Below are 23,890 nucleotides of genomic sequence, written 5' to 3'. Positions count from 1 at the left end.
TGCGATGCGCTTCTCCCATATCTTTATGTGTTCCGATCGATCCATCGCAAAACCTCCTCTTTAGATCTTGAGGAGATTATCCCAAAATTCTTAGGCAATCAGAAGGTGTGATCTATTTTACGCTTACTGCTTTTTACCTAATTTATAAAAAAGTAAATTCGTACCCTTTTGCTCTTATTCGATCGATGAGCTCTGGAAGTACAAATAAGGTTTGTTCTACCTCGTGCAAAAGTATTATCGCCCCCTCCTTGAGATGGTCCACTACATTTCTAATGATAACACCGGGAAAAGACTTGTGCTTCCAATCATAAGAAGTGATTTCCCACATAACGGGCGTTAATCCCATTGTTTTTAGAAGGTTCATTGTATCTTCATTATATTGGCCAAAAGGCGGTCTGAAAAATTTTACGTTGGTTCCCGTAATTTTTTGCAGTACTTCCACACTCATTTTTATTTGCTTATATTGTTGGCCTTTTGTTAAAGAAGTTAAGTTTTTATGATTATGAGCATGGGAGCCTATTTCATGCCCTTCCTGTATAACTCTTTTCCACGGTCTTTGAGCATGAAGAATCTTTGATTGCCAGAAAAAAACGGCTGGAACCTTTTTTTCCTTTAAAACGTCTAAGATAGCATTCAATTGTCGGCTTGGTCCATCATCAAACGTGAGTATTACTTTTTTACCTTTCATTCCTATTTGGTCTGCATTTTTTATCCATCTCTCATCTTTGAGACCGTACACGACCTCTTGATTGATTACTCATGGATGATGCATAAAATAACACCTCTTACTGTTAAATTGAGAAGGTATTTAGTTTGGAACAGCTTTTATTGCATAATGAAAATCATTTAACTGAATAAGCTTTGTGTGAAAACCGTTCTCTTGCAACATCTTATTTAACTCATCAGAAGATAAGCGTATTTCAAGAGGAGGTCCATCTTCTGTTTCAACAGCTTCCCATTCTAACAGCAAAACTTTCCCTCCGGGTTTTAATATTCGCTTTATCTCATGGAGTACTTGTTTGATACTGCCTACTTCATGAAGAACAAAAGCTGCCAGCACCTTGTCTACCGCATTACCCTTTATATTAATAGCTTCTAGATCGCTAACAGCGTATTCAATATTAGTTAGACCTTCGTTTTCAGTTCTTTCTTTTAACATATCGAGCATTTTAGGTTCAATATCAACAGCATAAACAGTTTTATTCGTTTCTTTAGCTGCTGGTACAGTGAAAAAACCATTTCCTGCTCCAAGGTCTGCTATGAAATCATTTTCATTTATTGGAAGTTCAAGAATGATACTATCTGGATTTAAAAGTTTAATTCGTTCCTCACTTATAAGCTTATTAGCTTTACTCGGATCAAACCTTTTTTCATGCAACATTTTCAGCTCCCTTTCATTGGTTTTATTAGATTACCGGGTACTGTATAAAATATTGAAAAATTAAGTCAGTCACTCATCCTCCATTAATGTTTATGACATTTTCAAACCCTTGTTTTTTGAGGATATTTTTGCAGCTTTTTTGCTTCGCATACCGTTTTGGATCTTTTTCTTTATCTAATTCTCTCGTGCGGTCGGCTAATTCCGATAACGGAATATTTTTAAAAGGTTTTTAATGATTAGCTTTATATTCATTTGGTGTTCTCACATCTATAAATTGCGCATTCTTATCTTTCAAACGATTTTTCGCTTCTTCGATGCTTATATGAGATACCCCTTTACAGTCATGAACCGAGTCATCAAAAACCAAACAATAACAATCAGCAAAAGCCCTTTGAAAAAAAGTTTCCATCCATTCTCCCTCCTGTACAAATGTGATGTTTTTCGTATTGAGCTTTCACTTTAATTGAGTATATAATATACCCCATATAGTATATATGTCAAATACAGCAATGAGCTTCTTAAATCAAAACTTCATATTAGAGTTGGTAACTTTAACGATATCTCCTTCTTTTACTTCAATAGGAGAGGTATAGAGGTATCTGGAAGAACTTCATTATTCATCCTAAAACTAATTCCTTCCCCCATGCTTAAATCCACATCATAAGTTACAACCGGTTCAGGTATTTCCTCAAAAATTATATCTCCCCTTCCAAACCAACCTGCCATTTGCTGCCTTCCAAAATATGATGACCACAAAACTAACCAGCCCAAGTGCATGTTTATTTAAAAAATATTATCAAGAAGTAAATTATTTTAATTAATTACTACACATTACCTTCTTAAACCAAGGATCTACCATAAAACAATAATTGAATTTGATCGCCTAAAATTGTTTGAATCTTGTCGGTATTTTCAATGGATCTCAACATGAACAGTAGGTGTTAGACATTCAGAAACATAGGTTTTAAAGTTGATCAACTGATTTCTAATTCCCTTGCATAAAGCTGTCAAAAATAATGCAAACTATTCCCGATGTGCTATTAATGAGGAGGAAATTATGAATGGAACCAGCTAAAGAAATCAGCAAAACAGGTTTCAGTGCATTTACAAATAGGGACTCCTTTTATAAAGTTAGTATGATTGGTCACACCTCCTGCAGGAAGGGAAGAGTGAAACCTTTGACTAACTGCGATTACATACGGCCGTTATTAGCAGTGAAACCTAACTATTATAGGTAGCAGAGATATGAAACAGTTAGACAAACAAAGTATTAAAAAATTAGAAATGCTGCTATGGAGTATTGCCCTGCCTGGATTCGGTCATCTGTTAATCGGAAAGTATATAAAAGGATTTATTTTTATTTTTTTAGAGATTTTAATTAATGTTATGGCCAATTTTAATCAGGTTATCGTTTTAAGTTTTCATGGAAATATTCAAGAAGCGATTGAACAAACAGACTATCAGTGGCTTATGTTTTATCCTTGTTTGTATTTTTTTGCGATCTGGGATGCTTATAAAGAAGCAGGCGGCGGGACCAGGCCGTTCGCCTACTTGCCTTTAGCTTTTTCTGCCTATTTTGTAACAGTAGGCTTAATTTTTTCTCCCTCATTTACAATTTATGGGATATCTCCCGGTCCAATGTGGCTGCCCATGATTTTCTTGCCCATCGGTTTAGGTGTCGGAAGTATAATTAGAACGATTATATTAAACAGTCAAGATGAAACCTGAAATCTCACCCCATTTATAATACAAGAGAAAAATCCTTTCCACATATCAACAATGATTTGTTTCCTGACTTTTTGGGGCAGCACCTTATGGTTATTATAGGAGGTCAATTTGATGCATGATAAAAAAACCAGCTTAACTTCCGCAGAAATTGGCTCTGTGCGGAAAAAATAATGACGCTTTTAAGCTCTGCAGGTACAGGAAATTATGCTACTGCTGCTACTGCCGCTTCTGCCAGCCAGCGACTAGCAAGAAAAAAGAATAAAACACCAAATAGTAATTGCCTCCATTATGTGATTCCTTTGTGGACTCGCTTTTTTTATTGCTTTCTATTTTTAATAACCGCAATCAATAATAACAACAAAGGAATAATAACTTGAAGAGGCAGATGCATATATAGAGATACAATCGAAAGCCCTTCATAAATATGTTCTGCATAACTACTAGAAATAGTTATTGATAAAAACAAAACGACAATTCCTATTGGATAAACTAGTTTGGATGTATCTTTCACCTTACATAAGTTTGATATACCGATTATACCTGCATAAAAGTAAATACTGACCTTTATAAAACCACCGATAATCAATGCAATCATAAAGTAAACATCCAGCCGTTCTAGAAATTCTGCTACCTGGATGGCCTGTATAGTATTAAGAAGAGGAAATTGGGAACGTGTAACCAGGTCAACGCCCAGCACGGCAATATTAATTGCCATGGTTAAGCCAAGGTTAATGCCATTTAATGCAATAGCTACAATACCTGCCACTTTTAATTTTTTTGGCCTGTTTATATATGGAAATATCATCGTAAAAGCGATTACTTCACCAAAAGGGATATACAATGTCTCGGTTAAAACGGCCTCTAAAACAGGTTTCAATCCATTTTCTAATATTGGCTGTAAATTTTTCACATCAATTAACCCTGATACAATAACTAAAATAAATCCTGAAATGGCTAAAAAATACATCAACACAAAAAGAAGTTCGCTGGACCGGGCAATTACCTCTATTCCTTTATGTACCGTGTACACTACCGTAAGTAATAAAAGTGCATTAATAATAAATAATGGTGTCTCTTTATAGGCAAATGTTACGAGCATTTCACCAAAATCCCGTAGTACTCTTGCAGCGATGTACAAAAAATAAATGATGTAAACGCTCGCAAGTATTTTACCAAAAAATTTACCGATTAATTGCTGCATATATTCTGTTGGTAAAATGTCAGGATAATAGTTATACAGGCGCTCGTAAATAAAAAATAAGAAGAAGCCTCCTACCATTCCTAATAAAATGGCAAGCCAGGCATCCTGCTTTGCTTCTACTCCAAGAGGAATTAAAAGGGCGCTGCCTTGTTGGAAAAGAAAAATGAGAACAAACAGTTGACTTGCATTTATCTTAGCTTTTTCCACTTTTATCCCCCCTTTTTTCCTCGTTAACCTTCCATATTTGAAAAAAATGGTTTATTTCTCAAACCTGTGCGCCGTACAAAAGCATCTACCGTAATATTCACCTCTAAATCAGGGAAATATTCTTTATTCCAAGCGTGCTTCATTTGTTTCCAGGCTTGCGGATCTGCACGATGTACTGCTTCGCCAAAGCCTAAAAAATCAGTTTGTAGCTCTTGAGCCTTATTTACTGACGACATTATATTTTCTTTAATTTCTTTTTCTATCAAATCCTCCAATTCAATTAAAATGTGTGGATTACTAAGGTCAACTGGCTTAGAAGTTTCCCCTATCCCTCCTTCCACAGCAACTTCTACAGATATTTCCGGCTTATTTTTGTTCTTGACGCTGGCCTTAACGTTTGTATTCTGGCGAAGAGAACGGTAAACGATTGAATCTTTCTCTTCTTCCCAGTCCACAGCTACTGCTGTTTCCTTAATTTTATCCAATACCCATACGGTTCCTTTTGATAAATCACCATTTATTATGTCAATCATTTTCCCGTCCTTAAAAATAGCAATCCCAGTTGCCTGAAAGCGAGCATTAGGTACTGTTTCTTGGATACTTTCTAATTTTTCTCCTTCTTCTGGATCACCCGACATCGTAAAACAAGTAATAACAGGCTCTTGACCGGGCATAGTCAATTTTTTCAGCACATCCCTTGTCTCTACATTCAAATGTTCTCCCCAAAACCTTTCGGTAAGTTCCATCGTTTTAATAACTTTATTTGAAGGAATTTTATCAAGCGGCGTTAATGTTTTAATAATATCTGCTGCATTTACACCTTGAGCAATAATTATTCTTGTCGTTGTGCGAAATTCAGGATCCCGTTCTAAAGCATCAAAAATTTTCATAACGCCTTCTTCTCTTGCAAGCTTTTCACCAATAATGAACAAATTGGTATGAGCGTAGTATAATTGGCGCGAAACTTTAGTTGATAATCTTCTGTTTACTTCGATCAAACTGGTACCAATCTCTGAGTAACTTGTTACAGGTGCACTCTCTGAGCCGCCCGTTCCCTGTTTCCCTTCTCCAGCCACATTTCCTGGATTAATCACTTGCACAGTACCAACATATTGGCCATCATCTGTTTTATCTACTCCTAGTGCTGAGACCAAAGCCAAATCGGATAGTTCGTCATTACTCCAGCATCCTGAAAGAAAGAAGGTGCTGCACACTAGTAAAAGAAAAAGACATCGTTTCAATTTTATACGTCTCCTTCCCCGCCCAATTTTGCTGTTCTTTACTATAGCTGCATCAGAAATAGTGTTATTTTATCGTGCGCCTCGATGGCGGTTTAGGCTTTTGGTTATCTCCTTGACGAATCGTATTCTTATCCACCGTTAGTCTTGGTCTTTCTTTCTCCCCCCACCAAGGCAGACGAATAACAGAGTCTCCAGCACTAGAAGGAATAAATGGAGCAAGCGGTGACATATAAGGTACTCCAAAAGAGCGAAGACTGCACAAATGAACAACTAAAAAAATGAAAGAAAGGATAATCCCATAAAAGCCAAAAGCGGCTGCCACGATCATCATTCCAAAACGGATGATCCGGGCTGAAATAGCGATGGAATAAGCAGGAGTTGCAAAACTAGCAATTGCGGTAATAGCTACAATAATAACCATGGCTGGAGAAACAATACCAGCTTGAACAGCAGCCTGGCCAATTACGAGTGCTCCAACGATAGATATCGTTTGTCCCACTGCTTTTGGCATTCTTACTCCAGCTTCCCGCAGTATTTCAAAGGTTACTTCCATAATGATTGCTTCAATCACAGCCGGAAACGGAACAGCTTCTCGTTGTGCAGCAAGAACGACTAACAACTGAGTAGGAATCATTTCTTGGTGAAAAGTTGTGGCTGCTACATATGTAGCAGGTGCAAACAGTGAAATCAAAAAGATAACAATTCTTAATATACGTATACTGGTAGCGATATCAGAACGGCTATAATAATCATCTACAGATTGAAAAAATTGAATGAACACAGCTGGTACAATCAACACAAACGGGGTCCCATCAACAAAAATGGCAATCCTGCCTTCAAGAAGATTACCTGCCACACTGTCAGGACGCTCCGTATGATGGATAGTAGGAAAGGTCGTTAATGACTGATCCTCAATCAGTTCTTCAATATAGCCGGACTCCAATACGCTGTCTATGTCGATTCGTTGTAATCGATCACAAACTTCCTTGACAATTTTATCTTTTGCTATACCATTAATGTACATAATTTCCACATCAGTATTGGTCACTTTTCCAAGGTTTACCGATTTCACTCTTAACTCTTTGTTTTTAATACGACGCCGTACTAGTGCTGTATTGGTACGAAGTCTTTCTGTAAAGCCCTCGCGCGGTCCACGCAAAGAAATTTCTGTAGGCGGTTCTTCAATAGAACGTTGCTCCCCGCCCTTTGTATCTGTACTTAAACCTTTGGAAAGCCCGTCAATAAGAATGATGGTTTCTCCTGCAAACAAGGACTGAAAGAGCTTCTCCCAACCATTAATGGATTGGACCTTTCCCAGTGAGAGAACTTTAGCAGCTACCGTGGTTAAAACTTCTTCATTCAACTCTTCTATAAGCAAATCCTCATCATTTATGAGCGAATGAATGAGAAAATCATCAATTAATTGACTATCTACAATCCCTTCAACAAAAACGACAGCTGCTTTCGTTTTTGACTCGCTAGGAAGAGTCAATTCCCGAACAATAATATCTGAGCTGTCGCCCGTTCTTATTTTTAATTCTCGCAGGTTCTCCGTTAACGATTCATTTAGTGGCTCTTCCTTTTCGTTTGGTTGTATTGTCTCTTGCTTTGATTTCGTTCTTAAAAGCTTTCGCAGCTTAAATTTCATAACGCATAGATCCTTTTTCTGTTTTTGTTAGTTTTTTGCAAACAATCCAATATCTATACTCCTAATTTTAAACTGCATAACAATACGTCATCGGATAAAAACTAAGGATTGGAGTTGATCGAAGTGAAAATTACGGGGATTTCTTTTTTGGTAATGGGCCTGTTGATCAGTTTAACTTTTTGTTTAGACATAATTGCAGGGTTTGAATTAAAAACTTCCTTAAAGAATGCTGTTAATCCATTTCGTACAATGGAAACAGTAGAAATGTTTGTTTTATTTTTCTTTGTTTTTTTGTTTTTTATTGATGTAGTTTTATCTTTAATTAATAAAAGAAAAAAACATCAATAAAAGTTAATTTTAACAACTTGTGCGTTTATCATTTTGGAGAAATAACGTCTTTATCCTTGAAAAAGGAAAAGCCCGTCTATTTGCTGTGACGTATACGTATCTAAACCAATAGAGATAAAACTTATTGGTGTTGGCTTCATAAGATTATGGGTTAACAAAATTGTTTTTTTAATTCAAAGAATGACAAAGAATAGAGCCGATTTTATTTTAAAATAAAAGAGGAACCGTCCATAATTTCGACATCTTCTCTTCTTTTAATATCTTCCATCAAATGAAATAGTGATTCATCTTTTCTCTTTGCTTCAATCATGCAGTCTATTTGTGGAACGCTTCCTTTTATTTCTCTCAAAAACTTGAAAAACATATCAATGTCTATATAGTCAGCATGATGACGAAATGCTTTTTCGCTTTTCGGACTAGAAATATGCATTTTTATGGGCAGGGGGGAATGTTTCCATGAATGTACAACACGATCCCAATTTTCTTCCCAATTTTGGCGGTGATAATTAGCAAGATGATGATGATAATCAAACACTAGCGGAATCCCTAGTTTTTCACATAAATATAAAGTATCATCAAGAGTAAAAGCAGTATCGTCGTTTTCAAGCATAATCATGGTTTGCAGTTTTTTTGGAACCATCATCCAATTCGTTATAAAACGCTCCAGTGATTTTTCCTTATCCTTATAATTTCCTCCCACATGAATAACACAGCGGTGTGTGGTATCTATTCCCATTTCTTTTAACAATGCATGGTGAAGGTTTAATGTTTTTATTGTTGTTTTTAATACTTCTTTTTTCTGCGAATTAATAAGTACAAAATGATCAGGATGAAAATCTATCCTCATATTATTACTTTTCGCATAAGCGCCTAATTCATGCAGTGCTTCCTTTAACGGACTGATATAATCCCAATCAAGCAGTTCTTCATGGTTAGCAAGTGGAATAAGCCGGGATGTTAAACGGTAAAAATGAATATTTGAAGCAGCATTATGCTTTAAGAGTCTATATGTATTTTGTATGTTAGTAAGTGCGATTCGTTCTAATTTACGTAAGGCCGCTTCCCTGTTTTTGATCTTTTGAAATTGAGCAAAGGTCATGGTTTTTGAGGGGGAAGCGTTTGTCAATTCCATACTCATTGCCACGTAACCTAATCGTACCATTGTCATTTTATCCACCTCATGAACAGTATGGAAAAAATAACAAAATGGTAATCAATTTAAATGAAATATATATCAACCAATAAAAAAATAACCAGAGTTCCCCCTATAGAGAAATCTGGTTTACAATGGTTTGGCACTATTATTTGCATTAAACTCCATAGTTATATTTTTACAACGTTTTGTTGGTTCGTAACAATTATGAGAACTTTTCCTTCAGTTAGTTCTTGGGCGAACTGTTCTTGGTTTAGGCTTTTCAATCCCTATTTCATTCTTTTTAGATTTTAATTCATCTACCGATTTTCGAAACAGATTTTTCGTAGCGGTTCCTAAGCCGTGTTTCCTTTACACCAATTTTGCTGGCTTCAGTTTCTTTTTTCATCCGCTTGGTGTGATTTTTTATTATGTGTCCACACATAAATGTCATCATTGTTTATACCCTTACTTTTTCAGTCCTCTACTGCTTCGTTAACTTTTCGGTCGTTATCAAAATCATTTATAATAAGATTCCTTTACCCTGGCTCATCCATAGGATAACTAAGCACATGGAAGCAAAATAATTTAAACGTTAGTAAGCGTTAATTCTAGTTCATTTTAAATATATTTATTGATTATATGCACATATGCTCATATAATAAAAAATATGAAAGGTAAAAATTTGTGCAGACTATGGTCAAAGAGGTGTTTTGATTTGGGACACAATCACAGCCATGCCCATAACCATACTCATCATGCAAATAAAAAAGCTTTATTGATCAGTTTTATTCTCATTTCCGTTTTCATGATCATAGAAGTTATCGGCGGCTTCTTGACAAACAGCCTGGCACTTTTATCAGATGCCGGTCATATGCTTAGTGACGCAGTAGCACTTGGGTTAAGCCTATTTGCCTTTAAACTCGGAGAAAAAAAAGCCAATGCAAAAAAGACATTTGGATACAAAAGGTTTGAAATACTGGCAGCATTTTTAAATGGCATAACCTTAATCGCTATTTCAGGCTATATTATATTAGAGGCGTATCACCGTTTCATAGACCCACCTGAGGTAGCAAGTATTGGTATGTTGTCCATCGCATCTATAGGACTGTTGGTTAATGTTATCGTGGCTTTTATCTTAATGAGAGGAGATACGACAGAAAATTTAAATCTAAGAAGTGCTTTTTTACATGTCATCGGCGATCTATTAGGCTCTGTTGGGGCAATTATTGCAGCGCTTCTCATTTTGATATTTGATTGGGGGATAGCTGACCCGATTGCAAGTGTTATCGTCGCCATACTTGTATTAATCAGCGGGTGGCGTGTTACGAGAGATTCGGTTCATGTATTAATGGAAGGAAATCCTGCTCATTTAGACTTATTAAAAATTAGAAAATATCTTACAGATTTTAATGGAGTCATAGGCATCCATGATGTACACATATGGGCCATTACTTCTGACTTTCCTACAATAACATGCCACCTTGTAGTTAATGAAGATGTAGACAGGGACAAATTGCTGCAACTCGTTACGAAACAGCTTGAAGAAGAATTTGGGATTCAACACAGTACCATTCAAATAGAAGGGCCTTCCCTTAAAAAGGATATAAAAGATATGTGTAATACGTGTAACTAAACAAATTAAAAAACAAACCATGCAATCGTACATCGAGCATGGTTTGTTTTTAATCATGTAAACAATGGTTTATTGATTGTTTTAACAGAGATACCACATGCTGATCCTCTAGAGAATAATATATAGAAGTCCCTTCTCTTCTAAATTTCACTAAACGCAATTTTTTCAAAAAACTTAACTGGTGGGACACCGTGGATTGAAGCAATGATAACTCGTTTGCTATTTGGGACACGGCACATTCTTTTTGCGTTAATAAATGTAATATCCTCACTCTTGTCGGATCTGATAAAGCCTTAAAAGTCTGAGTAACTAATAACAAAATCTCCTCATCCAAATCCTGTATATTATGGTTGTCTGCTTCTCTCATTCCTATATTCTCCTTAAATAATTAAATCCTCTTATTATTAGCATACCGAAAAATACAAAAAAAAGAAATTGCTGTTATTTCAAAAAAATGAACGGGGAGCTGAAGTCTTTCTGCAAATAGGTTATCACAAGGAAAAAGGTCGTAAAGCTGCCATAAATTCCTGTGCGGAACGATAACCAGCTCTTATCGCTCTCATTAATACATTCTTCAGCTGCCTGTTTTTCAGATGAAAGGTGTGTACTCTTTGCGGCACTTTTCCATTGATGAGATAGATACACATCAAAGCTGCTTTGTATAAATCGGTTTGCCTGCTTTTTGCATTTTTTGTATACTTCGATAAGTTAAAATCTACCAGCTTTACTGTAGAAGAGTTGTCGTTATGAATCATTACATTTTTCGGCAGCAGATCATAGTGTACAATGCCTTTATAGTGTATAGATGCTGCAGGGCTTTTAAAATATAAATAACAATTTGTACTGCTTGTTTTACGCTTCGTTTCTTCCCCTCATAATAAAAATTACTTACTCCAAGGGGCTTACCTTCAACCTGTTCCATTACTATATGAGCCTGTTTATTTTTCACAAAATAATTATAAAAAGCAGGTAAATATTTCGATTTTCCATAACTTCTCATAATAAAAGTTTCGTTGTCGGCAACTGCTATTTTAGGTATTTTTTTTATTGCTACCTTTCTCTTATTTTTAAGATCATAGCCAAAATACACTGTTCCGTATGTTCCTATCCCTTTAGGATTGACTTCCACTGAATATTGATTCCAAATAAATTTTCTCAACTTTTTTCGCTCCATAAAATGTTTAATACATTATATGAAATGAAAGTTTTTTATGAATAGATAAATGTTCTAGCAAATAAATTATTTGATTTTAGAAAAAAGCAGGGAACCTACAAGGAACCCTGCTCTTTGAAATATAACACGATATTCAAAAATATTATAAAGATTTAATTGTGGAAATCCAGTCCGGATTGAACTTCTTTGACATAACCAGTACGAATGACATAATCACCGAAATGTTCGCCTTCGTTTCGTTCTTTCGCATATTCGAACAAAATCGGACGTAATGTTTCTAGAATCTCTTCTTCCCCAATATTTTCACGATATAATTTATTTAGCCTTTCCCCTGCAAATCCAGCACCCATATACAAATTATACTTTCCAGGGGCTTTTCCAATAAAACCGATTTCTCCTAGAGTCGGCCGGGCACAGCCATTAGGACAGCCCGTCATTCGAATAGTAATTTCATCATCACGTAATCCCGCTTCTTCCATAATCACTTCCAGTTTATCTATTAAAGAAGGAAGATAACGTTCTGATTCAGCCATAGCCAGGCCACAAGTAGGAAAAGCAACACAGGCCATGGAATTTCTGCGCAGGGCTGAATCACGTTTTCCATCAGAAAGACCGTACTTTTCTACAAGTTCATTTATTTTACTTTTCTTTTGACTTGTCACGTTACTGATGATTAAGTTCTGATTAGGAGTGAGCCTGAAATCACCAGTATGAACCTTGGCGATTTCCCGAAGACCAGTCATTAACTTGTAATCTTCCGTATCTTTAATTCGTCCGTTTTGAATAAATAACGTTAGATGCCACCGGTTGTTTGTGCCTTTTACCCATCCGTAACTGTCTCCGTTATTGTCAAAATGATATTCCCGCTGCTCTTTCAGCTCCCATCCCAGCCGTTCATGCAGTTCATTTTTTAACCAATCTAACCCTCTTGCATCGATTGTATATTTAAAACGTGCATTTTTTCGGTTGGAACGATTGCCATAATCGCGCTGGATAGTCAGAATTTTTTCTGCCACCTCCAGCACGTCCTCTGGCTTACAGAAACCAATGACTCTGCCGAGCTGCGGATACGTATCTGTTTCTCCGTGGGTCATTCCTAAACCGCCGCCAACGGAAATATTAAAGCCCTGCAATTGACCTTGTTCAACAATAGCAATAAAGCCAATATCCTGTGAAAAAACATCTATATCGTTGGAAGGCGGTACTGCTACACCAATCTTAAATTTTCTAGGCAAGTATAACGCACCATACATTGGTTCGATTTCATCTTCGGTCTTGGAGCTGTCCACTACTTTTTCTTCCCCGAGCCAAATTTCATGGTACGCTCTTGTTTTTGGAAGCAGATGCTCACTGATTTTTGTCACCCAATCGTATACCTCTCCATGAACTTCGGATTGGTATGGGTTCGAATTACACATTACATTTCTATTCACGTCACCACAGGCAGCAATGGTATCCATCATCGCTTCATTCATGGCCTGCATGTTTTTCTTCATGTCCCACTTAAGAATCCCGTGTAATTGAAAGGTCTGACGAGTCGTCAACCGCAGGGTGCCGTTTCCATATCTCTTTGCAACGTCATCCATCGTCAACCATTGTTTTGGCGTAGCAACGCCTCCCGGAAGACGGACACGCACCATAAAGGAGTAAGCTGGTTCTAGCTTTTGCTGTCTTCTTTCATTACGTATATCTCGATCATCTTGCAGATAACTTCCATGGAATTTAGTTAATTGGGCATCATCGGCAGATACCGCTGCAGTAAGCGGATCTGCAAGCGACTCTTCCAGCGTTCCCCGCAGATAATTACTTTCTCGTTTTATTCTCTCATTATCACTGGGTGGACCAGCTTGAGTAGGAACTGTTTTATTTTTTTCCATGCTTAATCTCCTTTCCCGCCTTGATTAATAAACATCCCGCTGATAACGTTTTTGCTGCTGCATATCTTCTATATAGGCATCTGCATCTTGTTCACTCATGCCGCCTTCTTTTTGTAAAATAGTTTTTATGGCTTCATGCACATCACTTGCCATATATTGTTCGTCTCCGCAAACATAAACGACTGCTCCTTCCATGAGCCAGTTATAAAACTCCTGGCTCTTCTCGAGCATACGGTGCTGTACATATACTTTCTCCTCTGTATCACGAGAAAAAGCCACATCCATTTTCGTTAAGACGCCTTCTTTCAACCATCTCTGCCATTCGACCTGATAGATAAAATCGGTTCTAAAATGCTGATCTCCAAAGAACATCCATGTTTTACCTTCCGCTTCAATCTCTTCTCTTTCCTCAAGAAAGGCTCTAAATGGAGCAGCACCAGTACCAGGCCCTATCATAATGATTGGCGTATCTGGATATTCAGGAAGTTTGAAGTTTGGATTACGCTGAATAAAAACTGGCAGCAAGTCGCCTGGTTCCGAACGTTCCGCACACTGACCAGAACATACACCCGTCCGCGGTCGTCCGTGTGTTTCATATCTTACCGTGCCGATCGTAAGGTGCACTTCATCTGGATTAGCACTCGGACTGCTGGCAATAGAGTATAAACGCGGTGGTATTTTACGTAAAATCTTTACAAATTCACTAACCGGCACATTCCAAGGAGCAAAATCTCTGCCTAAATCCAATAAATCTCTTCCATTAATATATTCTCTTAGCTTCTCCTCATTTCCTGCTTCCACAAGCTCCTGCAGCTCACTATTATCAGAGAGAGGAGCTGCCTTTTCCAATAACGGCTTGGTCAGTACCGTAATTTCATAAGTGGAAATCAAGGCTTCCCGTACCGTTTGCTGTTCTCCTTTTTTATTTACCGTGATTCGTTCTTCTGGATCCCAGCTCATTTCATCTATCAGTTTATCGACAAGCTCCGGGTCGTTTTCAGGGTATATGCCAACACTATCTCCTGGTTCAAATTCAAGACCAGACCCTTCAAGAGATAGTTCAATATGACGGGTTTCTTTATTAGAGCCGCGACCATTTAGATTTATATTTTCTAAGAGTTCAGCACGAAAGGGATTTGTTCTGGAATAACTTGTCTGCGCTCCTGCAGTCGTTTGCTTCGGCACCGGAACTTGAGCGCCAGCACTCGCATTAGCTTTTGCTAACTCGAGAAGAGCTCCGGATACCCCTTCCAGCCATTCTTCTGCAGACTCTTCGAAATCAACGTCACAATCCACTCGCTCGTACATCCGCTCTCCACCTAACTCCTCCAAACGTTTATCAAAATCTTTTCCGGTTTGGCAGAAGAATTCATAAGAAGTGTCTCCTAAAGCGAGGACGGAATAACGGAGCTCTTCTAACTTAGGTGCACGTCTTCCATGCAGAAATTCATAGAATGATAGAGCATTATCTGGGGGATCTCCTTCCCCATGGGTGCTGACTATAACAAGTAAGTTTTCTATTTTCTTTAATGTTTTGGGTTTAAAGCTGTCCATAGACGAAAGAGTAACTTCAAATCCTTGCTCTTTCAGCTTTTGGCTTGCATCTTCTGCTAATGCCTGCCCATTCCCAGTTTGAGAACCATAAAGTATTGTTATTTTTTTTGATACACTATCAGAAAGAGCCTTGGGTGCTTGAAGCTCCTGTAAAGCAGCTGCATTGGGAGCAGCAGGGGCAGCAGCTGTCTGATTTGCAGCCAGATACCCGCTCAGCCATATTTTTTGTTCCTCTGTTAGTGTTGGCAACACACGATTAAGTAAATCCGTTTGTTCTTGACTAAAAGGACTGTTATTTATCAGAAGCTGCAACAGTATCCACCTCACAACGCAAATTTTTATCCATCTAGATGCTTAATATGATGGACATAATGCTAGATAAATCATCACCATTATGTATAAAAGAACAAATGCTGTTGACACGAAATGAGACAGGTACCTCTTCGGTCTAAACTCCACTTGCATCTTTGGTAAATGAACAGGATGAAAAACTTGTAATCTAGCGTCGAAATGATTATGTTTAATCGTATCTTTATTATTCCTATGTGTCAAGTTGGTTTTTGATACAAATAAAAGAAAAAACAGTTTTGAGTAATGATAGATCAAAACTGTTTACTATTACATATTATTTATATGTTGGTTCGTTTGCAGTAATGAAGAGTTTACGTTGCTGAGAGAGTTTTCTCCCGAGAGTGCCATCGTGATATCCAATCAGCAATGATGTTTTGTAAAACCTCTTTTACACTTGCTCGCCTGCTACGGCTAATCCATACATACACGGCCTTCCGACAAGCACCAATTTTGCTCCTAAAGCAAGTGCCTTGATTACATCGGCACCTGCCTTATACCGCTGTCCATTAAGATGGGAATCTGGTCTTTGGGATCAGCAGTTTCCAGTATATTAAAAATCGAAAAATATTTATTGTTAGTAAAAATGAAGGATAGTTAAAGGAAGGAAGGGCAAAATAAACGCATAAGTGAAAAAGGATGGAGTATAAAAATATGCAAGAACCCCTTGTTGTTATTGTCCGCTCAATTATTACTTTTTTCACCATACTGTTGTATGCCAGGCTGATTGGCAAACAGCAGATTGGAAATTTCACAATGTTTGATTACATAAACGGCATTACGATCGGATCCATAGCAGCTACATTAGCTACTGATCTTTCATCAAAAGCGTTAGTTCATTGGATTGCCTTAACCATATTCGTCGTTCTAACCATTCTCCTTCAGTATCTTGGTGTAAAAAATCGATATCTTTCGAAAGTACAGGATTCAGAGCCTGTAGTTCTTATGGAAAATGGAAATATATTAGAAAAAAATTTAGCAGCAGCCAGAATTACTAAAGATGAATTAATGACGCAGCTGCGATGTAAAAACATTTTCTCTCCCATTGAAGTAGAAGTGGTTTTATTAGAACCTGACGGGTCTGTATCCGTTCGTCCCATTTCCAGTTATCAAACCGTTCAAAAGAAGGATTTAAACATACCTGTTCAGTTTTCTAAATTAACCACAGAAGTAATCGTGGACGGAATAATAATAAAACAAAACCTTGAACAGCGAGGAAAAGACGAAGCTTGGCTGATGGATCAGTTACACAAACAAGGAGTGCGCTCTCTTAATGAAGTATCTTATGCAGCAATTCTGCCTAACGATTTTTTCTACGTTGATAGGTATGATGACAACATTTCAGATGAGTTAAACATTAGTGATTATCAAGGTCCCTACTAAATAATTTTATTATTTTATATATTAAAAAGGCAGGGAATATCAAATGAAAAAATTCCTTCTATACTTCATCCCCTGTGTATTTATTATTTCTACTTTTGTTTTAATGACGAGCGGCGGGTGGATGAAGAATTCATTCAACGAAAATAACAACGTCATTTCTTACTTAGAAAACATGGAACACCATATAAAACACGAAGAGTGGAATAGTGCCAAAACTGAGCAACTAAAAGCTCAAAAAGCGTGGGAGGCAGTATCAAAAAGAATTCAATACAGTGTAGAACGTGCAGATATGCAGACTATGAATCAATCTCTTTCTAAAATAAAAGGCGGTATTGAAAATCAAGACACCAGCACCATTTTTCCAGAGTTATATTATTTTTATGACGCTTGGGACAAATTAGGATAAGAAGTCCATACATGAGGTGAAAAACAGATGAATCGAGGAATCGTAACAGCATTGTCAGCGATAGGTATCGCCCAGGGTCTTAAGGTTTTTACCCACCAGAGAAAAACAGGCAACTGGAGCTGGAAGCCTATATTTCAGACAGGAGGTATGCCTAGCTCACATTCTGCAGGAGTCTCTTCACTCGCGTCTTACATTGCGGCAAATAAAGGTACAACGTCAATTGATACAGCCCTGGCTGTTGTTTTTGGTGCAATCGTCATGTACGATGCTCAAGGAATTAGACGTCATACAGGTGAGATTGCGGAGCTGGTGAATGACATTGACGAAGATATTGAAGTTATTTCTGATGACTTCCCTAGTTTACGACACGAAAAACAAGAAGAGGAGCTGAAAGAACTACTTGGACATCAGCCTGCTGAAGTTGCTGGTGGAGCTGTATTAGGAATATTACTTGGAGTGATTAGTGCTGGCTTAGAGAATTAATTTATAAATTGAAAAAAGTCTTCTGTCCCGTCCAGAAGACTTTTTTATGTGTAACACTGGGACTGTTATGTAGTATTTCTCCATTCTTTTCGTAAAGAAAACTTGAAACAATAAGTGGTGAGAAACTGATTTTAATCATTTATTTTTCGATAAGGAAGACGCCATTTAAAGTGTACCGAAAGCATTCTAAGCGTTACGATTACTACAAGCAAAATAATAAAACCCGGGGTAGAATTTACAAGCCCTAGACCGATGATTAATCCTGCCAGCATCGCCCAGGCGATGTATATTTCCTGCCGCAAAAACATTGGTTTTCTATCGGCTAACACATCTCTCACCATTCCGCCGCCAGTTCCTGTTAAAGCAGCAGCTGCAATAGCTGCGCTGACAGGATGACCCATATTCGCAGCATAAATGGCTCCTTGAATAGCAAAAGCAGCTAACCCCATTGCATCAAATAGGACCCCCCACTTCATCCATTGATGAATCCACAGCTTCGGGAGAAAAAATGCTAGGGTCATAACAATAAATGCAATAACAAATAAATTCCCCTGCTCCCATAATGCAGATACCGGAACCCCTATAAGAAGATTACGAATAGCTCCACCGCCAAATGCGGTGACAAAACCTAATATATAAACTCCCATTAAATCATATTCTTCTTCCATTGCCACAATAACGCCGCTTAGCGCAAAGGCAATAGTTCCTATTACATTTAAAATATCCCAGGTCATCGAGTCCATTCCTTTTTAGAAACAGTTAAAAAGATATGTTTTTATAGTTCCTTAGATAGTATATCACTTTTATCCATACAAAAAAGCCTGCCTCTTTTATTGAGACAAGCTATTTTCCCTGAAAGGATATTCTTATTGGAAGGTTCCCTTTAATGTTTCTGGACTTTTACCAAGGATTAACTTACATACGTTTTCATACCCTATCTCATTAAATTGTAAAAATAAACGTCGCACTTGATTAAAATGTTCATGGTTTTTCAATTTCATTACTTCATCCAAGTACAGTCTTTGGACAGACGGCTCCATATGAGTAGTTTGGTATCTGCTTGAATCTTGTTCTAACAATAGACAGCCTAAATATTGATATTTGATTTGCATTTGCCGTGTTAGATTCGTAACATGCCTTAATGCTTTATACACATCCGGGTAGTGGATATTTAATTCATTAATCTTTTTTCTGACTGCATACAAGTCTTCTATACTCGATAAAGCTAACATAAAATATTCCTCCCTATCCTATAATTCCCATGGTTTTTCCAAGCTGATAGACCCTGCAAGCTCTTTACTTTTTTGTCGTTTCAATTTCCGTAATTGCTCCCTCTCCGGACCGGTCTCAAACAGTTTCTTTTCCTCTTCTGTTACAGGAGAAATACCTGGTACCTTTATCGGTTTTTTATTTTCATCTAGAGCCACGAATGTTAAAAAAGCGGTTGTAGCAATGCGGCGTTCTCCGGAAATCATATCTTCTGCTATTACTTTACAAAATATTTCCATAGAGCTTGTGCCTGTATAAGAAACAAACGATTCAATACAAACGGAATCGGTTTGATAAATAGGACTTAGAAAATCAATGGAGTCCGTAGAAGCTGTCACGCACTCTTTTGCTCTTGAGTGACGTCTTGCTGATAACACAGCGCAGCCATCCAGCTTTTTCATTAATACTCCGCCAAACAATGTATTGTAATTATTTAAATCACTGCATAACACTTGGTCTGTGTTAACGACTCTACTTTCTTTTGGCTGCTTTTTTTCCATTTTACCTTCACCTTTCATACCAACGAAAAAAATGTTTTCTCCACAGCCTTTATCGTAATATGAAATGTTCCATGCGTAAAATGGAATTAATACATAAGTTTAGATAACTTTTGTCTATGATAACGCATACGCTTTTTTAGATTAGAATATTTTTTAAATGGGGGAATAAAAATTATTTACGAATGAAGTTTTTCCTTTGCAAATCGAAGCCATTCGTTTGCAGCGTGTGATAAATAACTATCCTTCCGCCAGATAACAGCAAGCTTCCAATACATATCCTCATGATAAATTGGAAGTGTTATGATTTCTCCTTTCAGCTGATTGCAAATGCTCTCAGGTAACAATGTAATCCCTACCTTTGAGGCAGCCATTTTTCCAAGAAGGTCCCATTGCGAGCTTTCAAAAACGATAAAAGGCTCAAACTCCTCTTTTTTACACGCAGAAAGAATACGGTTACGAAGGGCAAAATCACTATTTAATAACATAAAGTGTTCTTTTTTCACATCATCTAATGTCACTCTTTTCTTCTTAACTAATGGGTGAGAAGTATGAACGACCAGCTTAATATCCTCTGTGACAAAGGAAAAAGAATCGAACAACTCTTGGTTAATTGGTAAAACAACCACCCCAATGTCAATCGTGCCATTTTCTACATCGGAAGCAATCATATTTGAACCATTTTCGATTAATTCGATGGTAATTGCAGGGTACTTTTCACGAAATTCGCCTATGATTGCTGGGAAAAAACTAGAACCAACCATTGGAGGCAAACCAATTCGAATATGTCCTTGCTTTAATTCGGAAAGGTTTTCCAATTGATTTTCTAAATTCTTAAAGGCGTTAAGGATAACTTGAGCCTGTTCCAAAATAATTTTACCTGCATCTGTTAAAACCACCTGTCGTTTCGACCGATCAAATAAACTGACGTTAAATTCCTTTTCTAAATTTTTTATCATTTTACTAATAGTCGGCTGAGTCACATATAAATGTTCAGCGGCTTTACTAAAACTTTTAAAACGATTTATCTCAATAAAATATTGTAATTGTTTTATATCCATGGTTTCACCTGCTTGTTCTTTATTAAGTATCTCTTTCACATTCTAACTCCATCAAAAGCATTGATTGAGTTTTATCTAATTTTTTATAAAATGGGATTATATGACACACATAAAAGTGGTGAAAAATGCGTGTTTTATTTACATACGTTTGAGATCATTCTGGTCTTTTTTGTGCTGTTTTAATCGGTATTTCCAAAACGGGTCTGCCGACATTAGGCATTTTGTTTGTTGCAATTATGGCCTCAATTTTTCATGCAAGAGAATCTATAGGCATTGTTTTACCGATGTTAATAACTGCTATATCATTGCCGTTACATATTATCGGCGCAGTGTTAACTGGAAAACATTATTATCATTATTACCGTGGGTTCTAGGTGGATTATTCAGCGGCTTTATTTTATTGTATTTCATCGTTTCAAGCAGACCGATTGAGATTATTTTAGGAATGATAATTCTTGTTATGATTGCCCTTCAAGTTTCAAGGGAGCTATGGGCAGCAAAATGGCTGGAAGCTATTCCACAGTCCAAATGGTTCGTTGGTGTAATAGTAACATTGGCGGGTTTTACGACGATGATTGGCAATGCCGCCGGACCCATCATGCTATATTTTTACTTGCTATTTCCCTTCCCAAGAAAGAATTTATTGGTACAGGAGCCTGGTTTTTCCTCTCGGTTAACCTGATTAAAGTACCTATGTATATTGGGTTGGGATTGATTACGTGGGAAACTTTAACTTTTAATGCGTGGCTCATTCCAGCCATCCTAGGAGGAACCTATTTAGGTATAAAATTTCTGCCTTTTATTCCCCAGAAAAAGTTTAATATTATCATTTTATTATTGGCCGTGTTTGGCGGGCTGCGCCTTTTTTTTTACTTAATACCTTCCAGTAAAGAAACTTCTTAGTATCGTTTTTATTGCTGTTAGTAGTTTCTTCTTGTCATCAGTTTTTGCTTTTCCATAATTTTATGAGATTTTTCGATAATATCTGTTAATACTTCCCCTTTATATACCTTTCCATATTTTGTGTTTTCCTGATAGTATTCTACAACTTCATCCAGCAATTGAGCTGTTTCTTTATGGATCCGAACATTGAGCTGTACTTTTTCATTTTCTGTACTCATAAAATCAACCTCCAAAGATAGCGAATACTAACTTTTTGATATCATCTGCTAGCAGTGTAATAGCATGCGCTATTATACAAATTTTTGGAGAAACTTGTCAATTAATTCTTTGCAGGGGTAAATCACCTAACGTTCTTGGTTACTGCATTGCATGAACCGTCACAAGTAAAACAAAAAGGAGGCTCTTAATATGACAGCCTCCTTCTGCTATAAATTTTTCTTTGCTTTATATCTTCTTTTTCACTAAGATTTAATGAAAGATAGTTTTCCTATTCTCTAGGATTAGGAAACACTCTTTGTATCATTTCATTGAATTCCTCAAAAAGTCCTTCAATTGGTTCTCCTCTTTCAAGCTTATTTGCGTAATGTTCCATGCGATCTACAAAATCTGGGTTGGCGGACACTAATACATTTTGAATATTATTATCTGCTGACTTCACTTCTTCAGAAATTTTTTGTTCTACTTCATCTCTAACTTCTTGTTTTGCTTCTTCTTCTAGCACTACCGCAACATAAGCTGTTCGATTTGCCACAATCACATAGGATTGCTCGACCTCATCCAGGCTTTCGACATTATCAGCGACCTCTTCTGCAACTTCCATACGAGTTTGATTTTGATTTTCATTGTTGTATGTTAAATTTTCGGTACCTCCCCCTTCACTTGATTGATTATCCTGCTCTCCCTGATTGGCCCCGCACCCTGTAAACAACGCGATTGTTAAAAGTAGAGAAAGACTTTTCATTAAAAACTTCACTATATTTCCTCCTTCATTTCATATCAAATTTATTATTTTACCTGCTGCATTTATTATACAGATAGTATTGTTAAATGCATTTTCATCCATACCAAGTTTGGTTTTGCTGTCCTTTTTTATTTATTATCTTTGGAGGCAGTGGTTTTAAAAGTAAATGATCCAACAGGCGAACCAGCAGACCATAGTTTTTTAAATTTGTTGTATTATAGTGGTGTGACCATTTTATCCGTTGGTTATGGTGACCTGGTGCCGGTCGGAAGCGCCCGGTTCTTTTCTCTTATTGAAGCAGCTATTGGTTTATTACTTCCAGCGGCTTATTTTGTAAAAGTCCTTAATAGCCAGGATAAAGAAAAGGGTTGGGTACAACAGGAATTTTCTTCGAAAAACAGAATATAAGAAAAAGAAGCATTCAACGGAATCGTGAGGTGGCCTGAAATGAAAGCAGATGCGGTATTTGAAGGCGGCGGAGTTCGGGGTATTGCTTTTACCGGAGCTATTCATGCAATGGAAGAAGTTAACATAGAGTGGCAGAGACTAGCTGGCACCTCAGCAGGGGCTGCAATTGCTGCTCTGTTAGCCAGTGGTTACAAAAGCTTTGAAATACGAGAACACCTCAGAAAGATGGATTACTCTCAGTTTCGCGGCAGGACTTTTTTCAACCACATTCCTTTTATAGGAAGCTTTTTAGCTCTCTCCCTGCACCTGGGCATTTATAAAAATGATTACCTGGAAAATTGGATGGATACCCTGCTATCAGAAAAAGGAATCCACACATTCGCTGATCTTCCAGAGGGAAAATTAAAAATCATTGCCTCTGATATTTCAAATGGGCAGATGCTCATATTTCCTGATGATTTAATACGCTATAAAATGACTCCAAATGACTTGAAAATCTCCACTGCAGTGATGATGAGTGCTTCTATGCCTTTTTTCTTCCGGCCAGTTATATGGAAAACAAAAGACCAGACAAAATCATATATTTTAGACGGTGGACTACTTAGCAATTTCCCTATATGGCTTTTTGATGTATCTGCTCCTCGTTTTCCCACTTTCGGTTTCCGTTTTGTAAAAGAAGAAGTAAATGTAGGATCTGTTATCCCCACGCCTATTCACCTTTTTAAAAATATATTTAAGACGATGCTGCAAGCACACGATTTACGGCACATAAATGAGAAAACAAAAGAACGTACTATCCAAATTCCAACAGGCAGCATTACTTCCACAGATTTTGATCTCTCCCAAAAAGATATCGAATTTCTATTCAATTCCGGGTTCGAATCGACCAAAGAATTTTTAACTCATTGGGATTTTGAAAAACACAAAGAAAAGCGAAAACGCACTCTTTTTTAAAATATTTACTATTGGTCACCCTAATCATAGGACAAAAGAAAGGATTTGAAAGAGGCATGGCTCGGGGTTCATATTAGAATAGGAGATATT

27 protein-coding genes and 2 pseudogenes are annotated in these 23,890 nt (G+C 37.2%); 9 read left to right on the top strand and 20 right to left on the bottom strand.

Features of this window, described 5'->3' with window-relative positions; all coding sequences use genetic code 11:
- Positions 1-142: 142 nt before the first annotated feature.
- The 4 genes and pseudogenes from ACE1TI_RS09970 to ACE1TI_RS09955 all read right to left on the bottom strand — a co-directional run bounded on the left by ACE1TI_RS09970 (position 143) and on the right by ACE1TI_RS09955 (position 2,107).
- On the bottom strand, positions 143-739 hold the full coding sequence (locus ACE1TI_RS09970) for a polysaccharide deacetylase family protein (RefSeq protein ID WP_375007426.1): 597 nt from the start codon (positions 737-739) through the stop codon (positions 143-145).
- Between the two features lie 69 nt (positions 740-808).
- Complete coding sequence (locus tag ACE1TI_RS09965; RefSeq protein WP_375007425.1) at positions 809-1,381, bottom strand: class I SAM-dependent methyltransferase; 573 nt, start codon at positions 1,379-1,381, stop codon at positions 809-811.
- Positions 1,382-1,454: 73 nt separating this feature from the next.
- A pseudogene (locus tag ACE1TI_RS09960) lies at positions 1,455-1,738 on the bottom strand (rhodanese-like domain-containing protein).
- A gap of 213 nt (positions 1,739-1,951) precedes the next feature.
- Positions 1,952-2,107: a hypothetical protein gene (locus ACE1TI_RS09955; RefSeq protein ID WP_375007424.1), complete on the bottom strand. Its 156-nt coding sequence runs from the start codon at positions 2,105-2,107 to the stop codon at positions 1,952-1,954.
- Positions 2,108-2,626: 519 nt separating this feature from the next.
- Here ACE1TI_RS09955 and ACE1TI_RS09950 point away from each other — a divergent pair.
- On the top strand, positions 2,627-3,109 hold the full coding sequence (locus ACE1TI_RS09950; RefSeq protein ID WP_375007423.1) for a hypothetical protein: 483 nt from the start codon (positions 2,627-2,629) through the stop codon (positions 3,107-3,109).
- Between the two features lie 316 nt (positions 3,110-3,425).
- Here the strand turns inward: ACE1TI_RS09950 and ACE1TI_RS09945 are convergent, their stop codons facing one another.
- The 3 genes from ACE1TI_RS09945 to ACE1TI_RS09935 form a co-directional block, all read right to left on the bottom strand.
- Positions 3,426-4,517 carry a GerAB/ArcD/ProY family transporter gene (locus tag ACE1TI_RS09945; protein ID WP_375007422.1) on the bottom strand — a complete coding sequence of 364 codons (1,092 nt, stop codon included), beginning with the start codon at positions 4,515-4,517 and terminating at the stop codon, positions 3,426-3,428.
- A 23-nt stretch (positions 4,518-4,540) separates the two neighbouring features.
- Positions 4,541-5,758 (bottom strand): Ger(x)C family spore germination protein, encoded by a 1,218-nt coding sequence (locus tag ACE1TI_RS09940; RefSeq protein WP_375007421.1) that lies wholly within the window; start codon positions 5,756-5,758, stop codon positions 4,541-4,543.
- Positions 5,759-5,822: 64 nt separating this feature from the next.
- Positions 5,823-7,406: a spore germination protein gene (locus ACE1TI_RS09935; protein WP_375007420.1), complete on the bottom strand. Its 1,584-nt coding sequence runs from the start codon at positions 7,404-7,406 to the stop codon at positions 5,823-5,825.
- A 123-nt stretch (positions 7,407-7,529) separates the two neighbouring features.
- Between ACE1TI_RS09935 and ACE1TI_RS09930 the strand changes: the two genes are divergently transcribed.
- Positions 7,530-7,754: a YczF family membrane protein gene (locus ACE1TI_RS09930; RefSeq protein WP_375007419.1), complete on the top strand. Its 225-nt coding sequence runs from the start codon at positions 7,530-7,532 to the stop codon at positions 7,752-7,754.
- A gap of 202 nt (positions 7,755-7,956) precedes the next feature.
- Here the strand turns inward: ACE1TI_RS09930 and uvsE are convergent, their stop codons facing one another.
- Complete coding sequence (gene uvsE, locus ACE1TI_RS09925) at positions 7,957-8,922, bottom strand: UV DNA damage repair endonuclease UvsE (RefSeq protein ID WP_375007418.1); 966 nt, start codon at positions 8,920-8,922, stop codon at positions 7,957-7,959.
- A 682-nt stretch (positions 8,923-9,604) separates the two neighbouring features.
- On the opposite strand from uvsE, the gene ACE1TI_RS09920 reads away from it, so the two are divergent.
- A complete protein-coding gene (locus tag ACE1TI_RS09920) occupies positions 9,605-10,522 on the top strand; it encodes a cation diffusion facilitator family transporter (RefSeq protein ID WP_375007417.1) in 918 nt (305 codons plus the stop codon).
- Between the two features lie 49 nt (positions 10,523-10,571).
- Here the strand turns inward: ACE1TI_RS09920 and ACE1TI_RS09915 are convergent, their stop codons facing one another.
- The 6 genes from ACE1TI_RS09915 to ACE1TI_RS09890 all read right to left on the bottom strand — a co-directional run bounded on the left by ACE1TI_RS09915 (position 10,572) and on the right by ACE1TI_RS09890 (position 15,923).
- The gene (locus ACE1TI_RS09915) at positions 10,572-10,889 is read right to left on the bottom strand and encodes an ArsR/SmtB family transcription factor (protein ID WP_375007416.1); all 318 of its coding nucleotides are present in this window, start codon (positions 10,887-10,889) and stop codon (positions 10,572-10,574) included.
- A gap of 124 nt (positions 10,890-11,013) precedes the next feature.
- Entirely contained in the window at positions 11,014-11,277 is a 264-nt protein-coding gene (locus ACE1TI_RS09910; protein WP_375007415.1) for a hypothetical protein, read from the bottom strand.
- On the bottom strand, positions 11,277-11,681 hold the full coding sequence (locus tag ACE1TI_RS09905) for a protein kinase domain-containing protein (RefSeq protein WP_375007414.1): 405 nt from the start codon (positions 11,679-11,681) through the stop codon (positions 11,277-11,279). Before ACE1TI_RS09905 ends, ACE1TI_RS09910 begins: the two co-directional genes overlap by 1 nt.
- Positions 11,682-11,848: 167 nt before the next feature.
- Positions 11,849-13,573: an assimilatory sulfite reductase (NADPH) hemoprotein subunit gene (gene cysI, locus ACE1TI_RS09900; RefSeq protein WP_375007413.1), complete on the bottom strand. Its 1,725-nt coding sequence runs from the start codon at positions 13,571-13,573 to the stop codon at positions 11,849-11,851.
- Between the two features lie 24 nt (positions 13,574-13,597).
- Positions 13,598-15,439: an assimilatory sulfite reductase (NADPH) flavoprotein subunit gene (locus ACE1TI_RS09895; protein ID WP_375007412.1), complete on the bottom strand. Its 1,842-nt coding sequence runs from the start codon at positions 15,437-15,439 to the stop codon at positions 13,598-13,600.
- Between the two features lie 427 nt (positions 15,440-15,866).
- Positions 15,867-15,923: a hypothetical protein gene (locus tag ACE1TI_RS09890; RefSeq protein ID WP_375007432.1), complete on the bottom strand. Its 57-nt coding sequence runs from the start codon at positions 15,921-15,923 to the stop codon at positions 15,867-15,869.
- Between the two features lie 206 nt (positions 15,924-16,129).
- Here ACE1TI_RS09890 and ACE1TI_RS09885 point away from each other — a divergent pair, with 206 nt between their 5' ends.
- The 3 genes from ACE1TI_RS09885 to ACE1TI_RS09875 are packed head-to-tail and all read left to right on the top strand — an operon-like array spanning position 16,130 to position 17,747.
- Positions 16,130-16,858 carry a DUF421 domain-containing protein gene (locus ACE1TI_RS09885; protein ID WP_375007411.1) on the top strand — a complete coding sequence of 243 codons (729 nt, stop codon included), beginning with the start codon at positions 16,130-16,132 and terminating at the stop codon, positions 16,856-16,858.
- Positions 16,859-16,901: 43 nt separating this feature from the next.
- Positions 16,902-17,264, top strand: a complete 363-nt coding sequence (locus ACE1TI_RS09880) for a DUF4363 family protein (RefSeq protein ID WP_375007410.1) — start codon at positions 16,902-16,904, stop codon at positions 17,262-17,264.
- A 27-nt stretch (positions 17,265-17,291) separates the two neighbouring features.
- Positions 17,292-17,747, top strand: coding sequence for a divergent PAP2 family protein (locus ACE1TI_RS09875; RefSeq protein WP_375007409.1), 456 nt, complete (start codon positions 17,292-17,294; stop codon positions 17,745-17,747).
- A gap of 131 nt (positions 17,748-17,878) precedes the next feature.
- On the opposite strand, the gene ACE1TI_RS09870 is transcribed toward ACE1TI_RS09875, so the two are convergent.
- The 4 genes from ACE1TI_RS09870 to ACE1TI_RS09855 all read right to left on the bottom strand — a co-directional run bounded on the left by ACE1TI_RS09870 (position 17,879) and on the right by ACE1TI_RS09855 (position 20,574).
- The gene (locus ACE1TI_RS09870; protein ID WP_375007408.1) at positions 17,879-18,481 is read right to left on the bottom strand and encodes a trimeric intracellular cation channel family protein; all 603 of its coding nucleotides are present in this window, start codon (positions 18,479-18,481) and stop codon (positions 17,879-17,881) included.
- A gap of 132 nt (positions 18,482-18,613) precedes the next feature.
- Positions 18,614-18,979: a hypothetical protein gene (locus tag ACE1TI_RS09865; protein WP_375007407.1), complete on the bottom strand. Its 366-nt coding sequence runs from the start codon at positions 18,977-18,979 to the stop codon at positions 18,614-18,616.
- Positions 18,980-18,997: 18 nt separating this feature from the next.
- The gene (locus ACE1TI_RS09860) at positions 18,998-19,516 is read right to left on the bottom strand and encodes an acyl-CoA thioesterase (RefSeq protein WP_375007406.1); all 519 of its coding nucleotides are present in this window, start codon (positions 19,514-19,516) and stop codon (positions 18,998-19,000) included.
- 176 nt (positions 19,517-19,692) lie between these two features.
- Complete coding sequence (locus ACE1TI_RS09855) at positions 19,693-20,574, bottom strand: LysR family transcriptional regulator (protein ID WP_375007431.1); 882 nt, start codon at positions 20,572-20,574, stop codon at positions 19,693-19,695.
- Positions 20,575-20,674: 100 nt separating this feature from the next.
- On the opposite strand from ACE1TI_RS09855, the pseudogene ACE1TI_RS09850 reads away from it, so the two are divergent.
- Positions 20,675-21,477: pseudogene (locus tag ACE1TI_RS09850) on the top strand (sulfite exporter TauE/SafE family protein).
- 17 nt (positions 21,478-21,494) lie between these two features.
- Here ACE1TI_RS09850 and ACE1TI_RS09845 read toward each other — a convergent pair.
- Together ACE1TI_RS09845 and ACE1TI_RS09840 are read right to left on the bottom strand one after the other, a co-directional pair.
- On the bottom strand, positions 21,495-21,695 hold the full coding sequence (locus ACE1TI_RS09845; protein WP_375007405.1) for a hypothetical protein: 201 nt from the start codon (positions 21,693-21,695) through the stop codon (positions 21,495-21,497).
- Between the two features lie 269 nt (positions 21,696-21,964).
- A complete protein-coding gene (locus ACE1TI_RS09840) occupies positions 21,965-22,450 on the bottom strand; it encodes a YhcN/YlaJ family sporulation lipoprotein (RefSeq protein ID WP_375007404.1) in 486 nt (161 codons plus the stop codon).
- A 3-nt stretch (positions 22,451-22,453) separates the two neighbouring features.
- On the opposite strand from ACE1TI_RS09840, the gene ACE1TI_RS09835 reads away from it, so the two are divergent.
- A complete protein-coding gene (locus tag ACE1TI_RS09835) occupies positions 22,454-22,846 on the top strand; it encodes a potassium channel family protein (RefSeq protein ID WP_375007430.1) in 393 nt (130 codons plus the stop codon).
- 39 nt (positions 22,847-22,885) lie between these two features.
- A complete protein-coding gene (locus ACE1TI_RS09830; RefSeq protein ID WP_375007403.1) occupies positions 22,886-23,800 on the top strand; it encodes a patatin-like phospholipase family protein in 915 nt (304 codons plus the stop codon).
- The last annotated feature ends 90 nt before the right edge of the window (positions 23,801-23,890 follow it).

Origin of the sequence: Alteribacillus sp. JSM 102045, assembly GCF_041949975.1 — a bacterium.
In the GTDB taxonomy this organism is placed as follows: Bacteria; Bacillota; Bacilli; order Bacillales; family Marinococcaceae; genus Alteribacillus.
This window is presented reverse-complemented; position numbering and strand designations above follow the sequence as displayed.

Excerpts from the sequence above, each read along its gene's own strand:
- ACE1TI_RS09965 (WP_375007425.1), bottom strand. The coding sequence starts at position 1,381 with ATGTTGCATGAAAAAAGGTTTGATCCGAGTAAAGCTAATAAGCTTATA.
- ACE1TI_RS09955 (WP_375007424.1), bottom strand. The coding sequence starts at position 2,107 with ATGGCAGGTTGGTTTGGAAGGGGAGATATAATTTTTGAGGAAATACCT.
- ACE1TI_RS09950 (WP_375007423.1), top strand. The coding sequence starts at position 2,627 with ATGAAACAGTTAGACAAACAAAGTATTAAAAAATTAGAAATGCTGCTA.
- ACE1TI_RS09935 (WP_375007420.1), bottom strand. The coding sequence starts at position 7,406 with ATGAAATTTAAGCTGCGAAAGCTTTTAAGAACGAAATCAAAGCAAGAG.
- uvsE (WP_375007418.1), bottom strand. The coding sequence starts at position 8,922 with ATGACAATGGTACGATTAGGTTACGTGGCAATGAGTATGGAATTGACA.
- ACE1TI_RS09915 (WP_375007416.1), bottom strand. The coding sequence starts at position 10,889 with ATGAGAGAAGCAGACAACCATAATATACAGGATTTGGATGAGGAGATT.
- ACE1TI_RS09910 (WP_375007415.1), bottom strand. The coding sequence starts at position 11,277 with ATGATTCATAACGACAACTCTTCTACAGTAAAGCTGGTAGATTTTAAC.
- cysI (WP_375007413.1), bottom strand. The coding sequence starts at position 13,573 with ATGGAAAAAAATAAAACAGTTCCTACTCAAGCTGGTCCACCCAGTGAT.
- ACE1TI_RS09885 (WP_375007411.1), top strand. The coding sequence starts at position 16,130 with ATGCAAGAACCCCTTGTTGTTATTGTCCGCTCAATTATTACTTTTTTC.
- ACE1TI_RS09880 (WP_375007410.1), top strand. The coding sequence starts at position 16,902 with ATGAAAAAATTCCTTCTATACTTCATCCCCTGTGTATTTATTATTTCT.
- ACE1TI_RS09875 (WP_375007409.1), top strand. The coding sequence starts at position 17,292 with ATGAATCGAGGAATCGTAACAGCATTGTCAGCGATAGGTATCGCCCAG.
- ACE1TI_RS09870 (WP_375007408.1), bottom strand. The coding sequence starts at position 18,481 with ATGACCTGGGATATTTTAAATGTAATAGGAACTATTGCCTTTGCGCTA.
- ACE1TI_RS09865 (WP_375007407.1), bottom strand. The coding sequence starts at position 18,979 with ATGTTAGCTTTATCGAGTATAGAAGACTTGTATGCAGTCAGAAAAAAG.
- ACE1TI_RS09860 (WP_375007406.1), bottom strand. The coding sequence starts at position 19,516 with ATGGAAAAAAAGCAGCCAAAAGAAAGTAGAGTCGTTAACACAGACCAA.
- ACE1TI_RS09855 (WP_375007431.1), bottom strand. The coding sequence starts at position 20,574 with ATGGATATAAAACAATTACAATATTTTATTGAGATAAATCGTTTTAAA.
- ACE1TI_RS09845 (WP_375007405.1), bottom strand. The coding sequence starts at position 21,695 with ATGAGTACAGAAAATGAAAAAGTACAGCTCAATGTTCGGATCCATAAA.
- ACE1TI_RS09830 (WP_375007403.1), top strand. The coding sequence starts at position 22,886 with ATGAAAGCAGATGCGGTATTTGAAGGCGGCGGAGTTCGGGGTATTGCT.